General features: G+C 48.0%; 12 protein-coding genes and 1 pseudogene. 7 read left to right on the top strand and 6 right to left on the bottom strand.

Annotated elements, in window-relative coordinates:
- The first annotated feature begins 62 nt into the window (after nucleotides 1-62).
- Nucleotides 63-542 carry a Dps family protein gene (locus LLH06_RS14610; protein ID WP_228170034.1) on the top strand — a complete coding sequence of 160 codons (480 nt, stop codon included), beginning with the start codon at nucleotides 63-65 and terminating at the stop codon, nucleotides 540-542.
- Nucleotides 543-640: 98 nt separating this feature from the next.
- Here LLH06_RS14610 and LLH06_RS14605 read toward each other — a convergent pair whose 3' ends face one another.
- Both LLH06_RS14605 and LLH06_RS14600 read right to left on the bottom strand, forming a co-directional pair.
- Nucleotides 641-2,110: an OmpP1/FadL family transporter gene (locus tag LLH06_RS14605; RefSeq protein WP_228170033.1), complete on the bottom strand. Its 1,470-nt coding sequence runs from the start codon at nucleotides 2,108-2,110 to the stop codon at nucleotides 641-643.
- A 20-nt stretch (nucleotides 2,111-2,130) separates the two neighbouring features.
- Nucleotides 2,131-3,051, bottom strand: a complete 921-nt coding sequence (locus LLH06_RS14600) for a hypothetical protein (protein ID WP_228170032.1) — start codon at nucleotides 3,049-3,051, stop codon at nucleotides 2,131-2,133.
- Between the two features lie 105 nt (nucleotides 3,052-3,156).
- Here LLH06_RS14600 and proS point away from each other — a divergent pair, with 105 nt between their 5' ends.
- The 5 genes and pseudogenes from proS (at nucleotide 3,157) to LLH06_RS14575 (ending at nucleotide 8,673) form a co-directional block, all read left to right on the top strand.
- On the top strand, nucleotides 3,157-4,629 hold the full coding sequence (gene proS / locus LLH06_RS14595) for a proline--tRNA ligase (RefSeq protein WP_228170031.1): 1,473 nt from the start codon (nucleotides 3,157-3,159) through the stop codon (nucleotides 4,627-4,629).
- A 79-nt stretch (nucleotides 4,630-4,708) separates the two neighbouring features.
- Nucleotides 4,709-5,854 (top strand): annotated as a pseudogene (locus LLH06_RS14590) (cystathionine gamma-synthase); the annotation flags it as partial.
- A gap of 16 nt (nucleotides 5,855-5,870) precedes the next feature.
- Nucleotides 5,871-6,407, top strand: coding sequence for a hypothetical protein (locus LLH06_RS14585; RefSeq protein WP_228170029.1), 537 nt, complete (start codon nucleotides 5,871-5,873; stop codon nucleotides 6,405-6,407).
- Between the two features lie 10 nt (nucleotides 6,408-6,417).
- Nucleotides 6,418-7,275 carry a TIGR02757 family protein gene (locus LLH06_RS14580; RefSeq protein ID WP_228170028.1) on the top strand — a complete coding sequence of 286 codons (858 nt, stop codon included), beginning with the start codon at nucleotides 6,418-6,420 and terminating at the stop codon, nucleotides 7,273-7,275.
- A 435-nt stretch (nucleotides 7,276-7,710) separates the two neighbouring features.
- The gene (locus LLH06_RS14575; RefSeq protein ID WP_228170027.1) at nucleotides 7,711-8,673 is read left to right on the top strand and encodes a HEAT repeat domain-containing protein; all 963 of its coding nucleotides are present in this window, start codon (nucleotides 7,711-7,713) and stop codon (nucleotides 8,671-8,673) included.
- Nucleotides 8,674-8,693: 20 nt separating this feature from the next.
- Here the strand turns inward: LLH06_RS14575 and LLH06_RS14570 are convergent, their stop codons facing one another.
- The 4 genes from LLH06_RS14570 to LLH06_RS14555 form a co-directional block, all read right to left on the bottom strand.
- Nucleotides 8,694-9,302, bottom strand: a complete 609-nt coding sequence (locus tag LLH06_RS14570; protein ID WP_228170026.1) for a DUF1349 domain-containing protein — start codon at nucleotides 9,300-9,302, stop codon at nucleotides 8,694-8,696.
- Between the two features lie 34 nt (nucleotides 9,303-9,336).
- Nucleotides 9,337-10,392, bottom strand: coding sequence for a nucleoid-associated protein (locus LLH06_RS14565; protein ID WP_228170025.1), 1,056 nt, complete (start codon nucleotides 10,390-10,392; stop codon nucleotides 9,337-9,339).
- A gap of 49 nt (nucleotides 10,393-10,441) precedes the next feature.
- Nucleotides 10,442-10,801 carry a hypothetical protein gene (locus LLH06_RS14560; protein WP_228170024.1) on the bottom strand — a complete coding sequence of 120 codons (360 nt, stop codon included), beginning with the start codon at nucleotides 10,799-10,801 and terminating at the stop codon, nucleotides 10,442-10,444.
- 81 nt (nucleotides 10,802-10,882) lie between these two features.
- Nucleotides 10,883-11,206, bottom strand: coding sequence for a hypothetical protein (locus LLH06_RS14555; protein ID WP_228170023.1), 324 nt, complete (start codon nucleotides 11,204-11,206; stop codon nucleotides 10,883-10,885).
- A 205-nt stretch (nucleotides 11,207-11,411) separates the two neighbouring features.
- Here LLH06_RS14555 and LLH06_RS14550 point away from each other — a divergent pair, with 205 nt between their 5' ends.
- On the top strand, nucleotides 11,412-11,993 hold the full coding sequence (locus LLH06_RS14550; protein ID WP_228170022.1) for a CAP domain-containing protein: 582 nt from the start codon (nucleotides 11,412-11,414) through the stop codon (nucleotides 11,991-11,993).
- The last annotated feature ends 9 nt before the right edge of the window (nucleotides 11,994-12,002 follow it).

The following is a 12,002-nucleotide window of genomic DNA, read 5'->3' as shown; positions in this document are numbered from 1 at the left end:
CTTTTAAAACAGTTGCTATGCGTTTGTGTTGAGATTTTAACTTTTAAAAATACATTATTATCATGGATGCTAAAGAGATAAGCCTTGACGAAAAAGAAGTTCGCCCCGTAGTGGATCACCTGAACGAGCTACTGGCCAATTACCATATACACTATCAAAAATTACGTGGTTGCCACTGGAACGTGAAAGGCACTAACTTTTTTACCCTGCACGTTAAATTTGAGGAGCTCTATACCGAGGCACTGACCACCATTGATGAGTTGGCCGAGCGTATCCTTACACTAGGCAAACCACCATATAGCACCTTTAACGACTACATCACCAATTCTAAATTGAAGGAGATGGATACCGTAGGTGTGTCAGACAAAGACCTGGTACGTGCACTGATCGCCGATATGGCCTCATTGATAGAGTTAGAGCGCCGTATCTTGGACATCACCGCCGATGCAGGTGACGATGGTACAAACGATATGGTGAACCGCTTTATGCAATATAAAGAGAAGAACACTTGGATGCTGCGTTCATTTGTGAACGAGGATTAAGGAATTAGGAAGGTCATCAAAATTGAGCTGACCGTCAAACCAAAAAGAAAGGGCTCCGGATATTCCGGGGCCCTTTCTTTTTATCGGATGAACAACTGTTAGAATCTGATACCTAAGGTTAGGAATAGGTTATTGTTGTTGTATTTCAGAGCTGCTGCAGGGCTCAGGTCACCGATCTCATATGGATATTGGGTGGCCGAACGTTTAACGTTCACGTAAGTAGCATCAATGTAGTAATCACCAAAACGGTAACCTAAACCACCGCTAATGGTCTTCACATCGCTGCCAACTTTTGCAGTGGCATCGTTTTTAACCGGGTTGCCTTGTATACCGTAGCCACCACGCAAAAAGAAGTTGCCAGGTATGCGGGCTTCCGCACCAAAGCGGGCATTTACTGCTGAACCATAGTAGCGCTTGATGTCGGCATTGTCCTGCGAAACATCAAAATCATTACTGCTCAGTTTTGCACTGCTGTAGTCAAGGTACTCTACATCGCCGGTGATGAAACCGTATTTACCTGCAAATATGGCTAAACCACCACCAACTTTGAATGGTGTACGTAAGTTGTAGCTTGCAGGGTAGGTTGAACCTGCGGTACGGCGGGCCTCGCCTTGATACGTAGTGCTTAAGCCTTCGTAACTGCTATCATCGATATTGTACCAGGTAGGAGTGGTCACGGTAGCACCGATACGCACTGCCTCAACAGGTTTATAGATCAAACCTAAACGACCGTTAAAGCCATTACCTTTGGTCACCTGGTCGCGAGTATAGGTCGAAACAAAGTCCTTGTTCACGTTAACATATTCATAGTTATCTTCAGTGAACTGCGAATTGTAGTTATAACGGATATTCGTGATGCCGAATCCTGCACCAATATAAAGTTTGTTGCTGTAATTAGCACCGAACGAAAAGTTATACTCAGTTTGGCCGCCGGTAGCAGTAATTAGGTTAGACTGTGTGCCACCAAGGGTGGTAGACGGTTCGTAAAAGTTGCTGCTGTTCAAATTGATCAGTCGCTGATCACGTGCCCAACCTTCCAAATAACCGTCAAGGCTGTAGCCGTTATCAAGTGCTTGGTTGGCCAGGTTAGCATAATAGTCAGCTATGGAGCTCGAGCCGTTCACCCCAGAGTAATAAGTGTTCTGGTAAAAGTTATTAGTGCGAACATAGTTGGCGCCAAAGTTGACCGATAGCCAACCGTGGGTCTTGTCCTCACCGCGTTGTTTGTTCAATTGGCCATAGAACACGATCGAGGCATTGTTAAAGTTGCCGTCGTTGCGTTTATCTTTTGTGGTGGCGTTAAGGTATGAACCTGTAGCGCGCGACTGGTTGAACTCTGGCGTAATGCTAGCCTCCGAGCGGGTAAAGAAACCCAGACCCGCTGGGTTGCCACCAATGGAAGTAAGGTCGCCACCCACCGCTATGTTGGCATCGCCGATGGCTTTGATGCGTGATGTAGAACCGACCTGGCTACCCGAGAACCGGATCGCATCCTGCGAATATTGGGCAGAGGCATTCTGGCTAATGGCTACTGTAGCCATTGCCATTAGTAGATATTTGATCTTCATGAGCGTAAATGCAATAAGAATTAAGGTCTTGACGGACGGCCACCACCACGGCTACCGCCGCCACCACCACCACCGCCGAAGCTTGGAGATGAACTTTGTGTAGAACCTCTGTCAAAAGTTGGTTGAGGTTGCGGACGGCTAACTTCCGAACGGGTAGGACGGTAAGATGGTTGACTTCCATCGCCACCACGGCCCGGACGGCCGCCGCTGTATGAAGTGCCATTAGAATAGCCACCGTTATTGCCATAGCCGATCTGTGGCCTGCGGCCCGGATAGCTCATGGTATTAGGATAGTTGCCTGCGTAACCTGTAGGGCGTGCAGTTGAGGTACGGCCACCCATTGTTGAGGTAGGGAAACCAGCGCCGCGGTAAGGTCTTGACCGTACAACGTTGTTAGCCGATACGCCACCCCAGTAACCACCGCCGTAACCATAACCGGTACCCCAGTATGAGTAAGGATAGTAGCCGCCGTAGCCGTAACCCCAAGGGCTATAGCCAAAACCACCGCCCCAACCCCATGGACTGTAACCCCAGCCGCCGTAGCCGAAGCCTAAACCAATGCCCCAGCCACCGCCGTAACCACCCCAGCCTAAACCACCGTAGCCCCAAGGGCTGTAAGCGTAATTGCCGTATCCATAGGGTGAGCTATATCCGTAGTAGTAATCGTCGTAATAATCAAATGGTGTGTTGTATGCAAAACGGTTGATGCGTGATGAATAGCTATCGTAGTAATAGTAATCGTCATCATCACTGTTGGTATTCACGTAACGATCCTCATCGCGTATTGGCTGACGGTAAACCGGTGCGTCGCCTGCTTCGGCCTTGCTGAAGTAAACGTCGTCGTTGGCATTTTTGCTTGACGCCAGTTGGTTGGGCGTTGAGCAGGAGGCCAGTGCCAGGGCACTCAAAAGAACGGCGATAGGCAGGATGTTCTTTTTCATTTTATGGGGTATATTAAAAGTTAAAGTCGAAAACATAATAAATTTATAAATTTGGCCGCAATATTACGTATTTCAATAGTCAAATTCTATTCCATAACATAGCACATGAGTAAGGGTATCATAAGTAAAGACGAAGATTATTCGCAATGGTTTAATGACCTTGTAATAAAAGCTGATCTTGCCGAATATTCACCGGTAAGAGGCTGCATGATCATTAAGCCGTACGGCTACTCGATCTGGGAAAAAATGCAGGCTCAGCTTGACAAGATGTTCAAGGACACCGGTCACAGTAATGCCTATTTCCCGCTGTTGATACCCAAATCCTTCTTTTCAAAAGAGGCCAGCCACGTTGAAGGTTTTGCCAAGGAGTGTGCTGTGGTGACCCATTACCGCTTAAAGAACGATGGCGAGGGCCAGATCATTGTGGACGAGGAAGCGAAATTAGAAGAAGAGCTGATCATTCGCCCAACTTCGGAGACCATCATCTGGAACACGTACCGTGGTTGGATACAGTCGTACCGTGATCTGCCTATCCTGGTCAACCAATGGGCCAACGTGATGCGTTGGGAGATGCGTACCCGTTTATTTTTACGCACCAGCGAATTTTTATGGCAGGAGGGGCACACCGCCCACGCCACCGCCGAAGAAGCTGTAGCCGAAACAGAACAGATGCTGGAGGTTTATGCAGATTTCGTGGAGAACTGGATGAGCGTACCGGTAGTAAAAGGCCGCAAGACCGCCAATGAGCGTTTCGCCGGTGCTTTGGATACTTATTGTATAGAGGCCTTGATGCAGGATGGTAAAGCTCTGCAGGCAGGTACCTCGCACTTCTTAGGTCAGAACTTTGCTAAAGCTTTCGATGTGAAATTTACCACTAAAGAAGGTCAGTTGGAGCACGTTTGGGCTACCTCATGGGGTGTATCGACCCGTTTGATGGGCGCACTGATCATGACCCACTCTGATGATGCCGGCTTGGTATTGCCACCAAAGCTGGCTCCAATACAAGTAGTGGCCGTGCCGATCTACAAGCATGATGAAGAATTGGAGAACATTCGCACATACATTAGGGGCCTGAGCGCTGAGCTGCGCGCCAAAGGTATCTCGATCAAATTTGACGATCGTGATACCCAGCGTCCTGGCTTCAAGTTCGCCGAGTATGAATTGAAAGGTGTGCCACTGCGCATAGCCATCGGTAGCCGCGATATGCAGAACGGTACCGTAGAACTTGCCCGCCGCGATACTAAGACCAAGGAGACCGTTAGCCAGGAAGGTTTGGCCGCCCACATCGAGAAGCTGTTAGAGGATATTCAACAGAACATCTATCAAAAAGCGTTCGACTTCAGGGCAGAAAATACCACCGAGGTGAACGATTATGAAGAGTTCAAACGTTTATTAGATGAAAAGCCAGGTTTCCTGTCGGCGCATTGGGATGGTACATCAGAGACCGAACAACGCATCAAGGAAGAGACCAAGGCCACTATACGCTGCATCCCGCTCAACAACAAACAAGAGGAAGGCAAGTGTATCTTAACCGGCAAACCATCAACACAAAGAGTATTGTTCGCGAGAGCATATTAATATTGAGGACGGAGGGCTGATCTTTGAGGCCAGATAATTTCGGCATAATACAGCCCTCTGACCTCATAACACACATCACACACTTATGAAATTCGGTACCAAAGCGATACATGCAGGGCAACACCCTGATCCAACCACAGGCGCAGTAATGACGCCTATATATCAAACATCCACCTATGCGCAGGCCGCGCCGGGCGATAACAAAGGTTATGAGTACTCGCGCGGTACCAACCCTACACGCCGTGCCTTGGAGGACTGTCTGGCTGCCTTGGAGAACGCTAACCATGCGCTGGCTTTTTCGAGTGGTATGGGTGCTACTGATGCGGTGATGAAGTTGCTGCAACCCGGCGATGAGGTGATCACCGGTAATGACCTTTACGGAGGCTCGTACCGCATCTTCACCAAGGTATTTGCTAACTACGGCATCACTTTTCATTTCCTTGATCTGAGCGACCCGACCATCATTGAGGATTATCTGAACAAGAACACGCGGATGGTGTGGATCGAAACCCCTACCAACCCTACTATGCAGGTAGTGGATATTGAGGCGGTAGCCAAGATCACTAAAGCGCATGACCTAACGTTGGTGGTGGATAATACCTTTGCTTCACCTTACCTGCAGAACCCAATGGACCTGGGTGCCGATATCGTGATGCACTCGGTGACCAAGTACATAGGTGGTCACTCAGATTTGGTGATGGGCGCACTGATGATGAACGACGAGGACCTTTATAAGCGACTTTGGTTCATATACAACGCCTGTGGTGCCACTCCGGGACCAATGGATAGCTTTTTAGCCCTACGCGGTATCAAGACCTTGCACCTGCGCATGAAAGCGCATTGCGAGAATGGCCGTGCGGTGGCCGAGTTCCTGAAAGATCACGCTAAGGTAGAGAAGATATACTGGCCCGGCTTCACCGATCACCCTAACCACGAGGTTGCCAAAAAGCAAATGCGCGATTTTGGCGGTATGATCTCTATCGTGCTGAAAGATGCCGGTTTAGAGGAGACCTTCCGCATCGCCTCTAACTTTAAAGTGTTTACCCTGGCCGAATCATTAGGCGGCGTTGAATCATTGATCAATCACCCGGCCACTATGACCCACGGATCGATACCTAAAGAGGTTCGGGAGAAAGTTGGTGTGGTAGACAACTTGTTGCGCATTAGCGTAGGGGTGGAGGATATTGAGGATCTGCTGGAAGACCTGAAGAACGCTTTAAGCTAACATATCAGTGCCCTGCGTGAAGAACATAAAGTATCTGACCGTTCTGTTTTTGCTTGTTATCGGTTGCACTAAAGCATTCGCTCAGGCTGGCGTAAAGCTTGGTATGGACATGATCCAGTACAAGCAGATCAGTGTCAAAAATGCGCAGGGCAAAACTTTCAACCTGAGCACTGCTGCTCGTTTGCAACAAGCGTTCGGTAAGGCCAAGGTCGTTAAGCAGGCCGATGAGGTGCTCGGTGGTTATAGTTACAAGTATCGCTATGATGGACTTAAAGCCTACTTTCATGATGACCATGTGCAAGATCTGACCATTACGGGCAAGGCTTACCAATTGGTGTTGGGCAAGCATAGCTACCGCGTTGGAGACGACAGTAAAGTGCTCAGGACTCAATTCCCGGTCTCCTATAAAGCAGGCTTGGCAGACGCCAAAGTTCAGCGGCATCTTGTAATGGGTATCGCGGTAGGTAAGGTCGTGACGGATGCGTTCGTAACGATAAGCTGCGATGCTAACGGCCGCATTACGGAGATGAGCGTGAGCGAGAATAATAACTGATCCTGCACCCATGATCGTTGATCTTAAAGCTTTTTTAGATGCCAAGGTAGCGCAGTATAACCGGCCGGAGTTCATCCAGAACGATCCCATCGTTATACCGCATCAGTTTAAGCTAAAGCAGGATATCGAGATCATGGGCTTTTGGGCGGCCACTCTGGCCTGGGGCCAGCGCGTCACCATTATTAAAAAATGCCGCGAGTTGATCACCCTAATGGATGGCGCCCCATACGACTTCGTGATCAACCATCAGGAGCCCGACCTTAAAAAGTTACTGGCCTTTAAGCACCGCACTTTTAATGATATCGATACACTGTACTTCATCTCCTTATTTAGGCACCACTATGAGCGTTTTGATAGTTTGGAGGATGCCTTTTTGCCCCCCAGCCCCCTGAAGGGGGAGCAAGCCGGGAAGGAGGAAGTGCGTACTATTTATAATCCCCCTTCAGGGGGCGGGGGGGTGAGCATCGAATCTTCTTTGAACCATTTCCGCCAATACTTTTTTTCGCTGCCTGATCACCCGCACCGTACCAAAAAGCATGTGTCGTCGCCGTCGCAAAAGTCGACGTGTAAGCGGTTAAATATGTTCTTGAGGTGGATGGTGCGTAAGGATGATGCAGGGGTAGACCTCGGCATTTGGGATCGCATCAGCATGGCCGACCTGGTATGCCCGTGCGACCTGCATGTGGACCGCGTGGCAAGGCGTTTAAAGCTCATTACCCGCAAACAGACCGACTGGCAAACCGCCCTCGAATTAACCCAACACCTGCGCGACCTTGACCCGGCCGACCCCGTAAAATATGACTTTGCCCTTTTCGGGCTGGGCATAGAGGAGCGCTGGGGACCCGACCAGATCCTCGTGTCCTTGTAACTTTACATCATTGCCAATTTCGTGATCGCATGTCGTGAACCGGCACAAGTGGGCGTTTTTGCGACAAGTTGGTACACCAATGCGGTGTTACATTTGGCGTGTTAAGTGTTACATTTGGTGTTACATTCTCACTTTTTGTATGCTTTTTCTGGAAAAAGTTGGGTTTTTACGAATTTTGCAAAGCTCAAAAGTGGGGAAAGTTGGGGAATTCTGTTACAGGCTGTAACACTATTTCGGTACACTAAGGTTGTCGAAACAGCGTTCAGCACCGTGCTTATATCACTTAATATTGTTAAAAGCATTTAGAGGATAACTAAAGCACGAATTGGCAAATGGCGAACTGGCATCTCGTGAACGATGTTGATATATGATCGATGGCCACGGTATACGCAGGTCAAATATTCCCATTATATTTAACAATAAAAATCTTAACCTATGCGCTATTCGATATCACTTCTTTGTTTATTGGTCTTCTCGGTCATGTGTAGCAAGGCTTTCGCGACCACTTGGGATGAGCCTTGGATGGATAAGGTCATCAAGCAGGCTAATAGCTTTGTATTGGCCAAGGTAGATACTGCCGGCACCGACAAAGGTCAATTAAAGATCTTGGTCTTAAAGACCGTTGCTGGCCAGGCGATTCAAGGTCGCGTCATACTCAGCGGTTTTTACGATCTGCATTTGTGCAGCCGATCAGGCGGCGATGGCCCTGAGTATCATTTCAAAGGCATCGATAGTTGTTATTTTCTTTTAAAAGAAAATGGTACGGGCGGATACGCCATTGCAACTCCAACTACCGGATATGCGTGGATAAAGAATGGAAAGGTAGCCGCTACTTATCGCCATAGTTACCATCAGGCACGTGTGGATATCGCCCCGTTCGAACTCACTATGGGGGCTATTTTCAGTCACTATCACCAAAAGCCTTATGACACCAGTGCAATTGAAAGTTACGTCAATAAATATCTGATTATGAAGCCCGCTGGCTTACAGCCTAAGGAATTAAATACTTTTTTTAACCAGCATGTAGCGTTGGAATGTGTATACCACCTGCAATTGAAAGGTCATGCTGATCAGGTATTGAAGTTTTTGAGTGACAAGCAAAATTTTCATGCACAGGTATCAGCAGTTCGCGCACTGACCAATTACAATACTCAGAAAAGTAAGGAAGCTCTGATGGAGCTGTTAACTGCAAAAGAGGTCAACGACTTTGTTAAGGTAATAGCGATCTGGACACTGAGGTCATATACCCCAATTGAACTCAAACCCCGGCTTATCAAGATCGCCACTACAGCGTCAGAGGAGGAAAATGGGTTCGGTGGTAACATCATGGACCCACGTGTTTGCACCCATTTTCCAACCGTCAAAGGTGCGTTGACAGAGTTGGTCAAGTCTATTTAATACCCTGAAGATGGTATTGATCACTTGATCGCCTTCACCACAAAGTTCTCGAACACCACCGGGAAGCTCTTTTTGCCCGGGGCGGCGGCTACCATGCCGATCTGTACCTTGCTTTTGGTAGGGAAGTAGGCCAGCCTCAACATTTTGTACTTACTGCCGTCAAAGGAATATTCGATCTGCACATAGTCGCCTTTGCGGAGCAGTTTAAGCCATATAGAGCGCGGGCTATCGGTGCGGGGCACTACTGACCAATCCGAGTAGTCGCGGGTCACTACGGCGCTTACGTTCTGTACGCCGTCCACGTATTCTATACCGGTCTTGATCCAGTTCTTATCGTTAATGCGTACCATCAAACCTGCCTGGTGGAACAGTTCATTATAGTTGCCGGTCACTTTTACGCTGGCCTCAAAGTTGCCTTCTACCTCCTGGTAGTAAAATGGACCTGAGTCCCTGATAAAGCCATAGTGGGTCACCTGCCAGTAATCGGTGCCCGGGTCAACGGTCATGTTCAGTACCCGGTATTTGTCGCTCCATTTTTTGGGCTCATTGAGCCATTTCATAGTTTGGGCTTGCAGGCTTACGGTCATGGTGATCAGGGTAATAGATAATAGTACAATGCGCTTGTTCATGATAGGTGTATTTCGGTCAGTAATTGAGTTATGGTTATTGTTCTTCTTTAAAATATACTTTGTAGTAGTTCATGGCCTTGCCATCGTCAAAACCCTTTTCGATCAGGTCCTTGTTGCCGTGAATGTAGATATGGAAGTTCTTGTCCAGCTTCAATACGCTTTTATATACGCGGGCCTGCTTTTTTACGGCATTGTCTGATATGTCGAAGCTGTCGGGGATGTGTGTGTCAAATTCTTCCTCGTACTGGCTCTTATAGGTCTTGAACGATTCGATGGCCTGATCGTTACCCAGCACCTCGCCCGCAAACTCGTCTATCTCAAAGGTATCCTTTTCTTTAAAGTACTTCATGCTGCGGTTCAGCAGGTCTATCTTGTCGGCCTTGCTCATGTCAAATTCATCGTCAAGCTTTTGGGTCACAAAGTTCTTGTAAATGTGCAGGGCGTTATTGGTCTGGTTAAAGTTGTCGTTGCGGATCTTCAACTTCAGGAATTCGTCCTTCCAGTAAACGGCCTCATTGCTGCCGTTGGTCTTGTCGATCACTACCACCTTGTAACCTTCATCCTTTTGAGTATTAAAGATCAGGGCGCCTTTATCCAGCTTATTGATGTTGATGGCGTTCTCCTCGTAATCGAGCCCAAAGCCACCATCCTGCGGGTACACTTTTAAGAAGGTCTCCTTGGTCTCTGATTTGAATATGCCCACAGCGTTCAGCAATTCGCCTTCCAACTGTACGCCCGAAAAGAAGCCGATATAAACCTCGCCGCTCTTGATCTTGGGGTGGCTGGACACATTGTATAAATGCTTGCTGATCTGCTGCGATAACTCATGAAAGCGGTCCTTATCCTCAAATATCTCAGTGCAGTAATGAAATATCTCGTTCAGGTGCAGGTCATCGCCAGGGTGCATCAGGTGATACACTTCGTTGGTCTTCTCGAAAGGGGTAAGGAAGTATTGGAGCAGTAAGCGTGGGATCACCTCGTCCTTAAGCTCAAGCGGAGCGTCAGAAAGTACGTAGCGCTCGTCCTGAAGCGGGTTACCTACGTGATGTACAGAAATGTGTTGCAGTGATGCCTCGAATGAAGTGATCATAATTCGGGGCGAAATTAAACATTTATATCGGCCCGTGCGGGGCTTAAGGTCAGCCTACGTGTTCCTGCTCGGGTATTTGCTGGCGTATCTCGTTCAGTTGCATCTCGTAAGCACGCATACGGGCATGCAAAATATCTACCTCGGTACGCAGCATCTGTATCTCGGTGATCAGTTTGGGGCCTTCGCTCTTGGTAAGCTTTTTTTCGCCGCTGCCCAAAATGATCCACTCAGGCGAGTATTTAAGTTGAAAGCAAAGTTTACGGATCAGGTAGTAGCTGATCTCCTGCTTACGGTTAATCACCTTGCTAATGAACCCCTGGTCAACTTCAATGGCTTTGGCCAGGCCCAGCTGTCCGCCGTGCTCCTTCACAATGACCTTTAAGCGCCTGATCAGTGCATCATCTGACATAAAAAAATGCTTTTTCTGCAATGATAATTATTATTTGCAAAAAAAGCATCTCATAGTTAAAAGCGCTAAACTATAGGTTTATTAACGCAGCTGTTTCATCAAATGATCTAAGCCTTTGTCGTACGTGCGGATGCAGATCGCCTGGTTCCTGAATTGGGTGGCTAAATGCTCTAATTGGCCTTTAATGTGGTCATGCTGAACGCTTGGTGTATTAGGTAAGCGTGTACGTATCGTGTTGAATTTATGCTGTATAGACCGGTGCAGGAACAGTGGTGTAACATTCTTGTTATGTTTCATAAAGCTCCGCACCTTGGTGGTTTGACGGCTCATGATGAATGTGATGAGAACGATAGCCGCTAAACCGGTACCAAAAAAAGCGATAATGATATTGTTTACGGTGAACATAAGTGCTTGTACGCTGAACGGCACGGTCAGGTTATATTATCGGGCTTAAAAATAATCAAATAACGGCTAATAATTTAACGTTGAGCTCATATTAAATAAAAATCAATGCGAACTGAACTGGTAGCTAAAGAGCTGATAACTAAAGCAAAAATATATAACAATTAGTTAAACTATGTTTTGTGGCAGCTGTCATATGATACGATATATGTTAAAGCAACTGACCAAAGCAAGCCTGCTTGCCGCCACGCTTTTTATCGTGCTGGCGGTGACAGCATTTAGTATGAAGAATGACGATGACGGCGGACAATTCGCGTCGGAGTTCTTGTCGCGCATCAACAGGGTGCGGGCCAGGGGTTGTAACTGCGGTACCACGTACATGAAGCCTGCGCCGCCATTGATCTGGAACGATGTGTTGGCCAAGGCCGCCGCCGGGCATGCACGCGATATGAGCAGGCGCGGATACTTTAGCCACACCAGTAAGGACGGCCGCGGCATTCAGGACCGCATTATGCAGGCCGGCTACACGTACCAAGGATATAAGAGCTACGCTATTGGTGAGAATATTGCCCAAGGCCAGCAGAGCATAGCCGAAGTGACCGAAGGCTGGTTCAAAAGCCCGGGCCATTGCCTCAATCTCATGAACCCTGACCTTACCGAGATCGGCATTGCCGAGCATGACCGCTACTGGGTACAGGACCTTGGCGGCCGCGTACCCTTTAGCCAGGCCGAACAAAAGCTGATCAAGAGCGGCCGGCTCATTATCAAAAAGAGCAGCCGCCCTGAATAGGTAACTGTC

Origin of the sequence: Mucilaginibacter daejeonensis (assembly GCF_020783335.1) — a bacterium.
Lineage (GTDB): Bacteria > Bacteroidota > Bacteroidia > Sphingobacteriales > Sphingobacteriaceae > Mucilaginibacter > Mucilaginibacter daejeonensis.
Note: the sequence above shows the minus strand (reverse complement) of the source record. Positions and strands in the feature narration are given on the sequence as shown.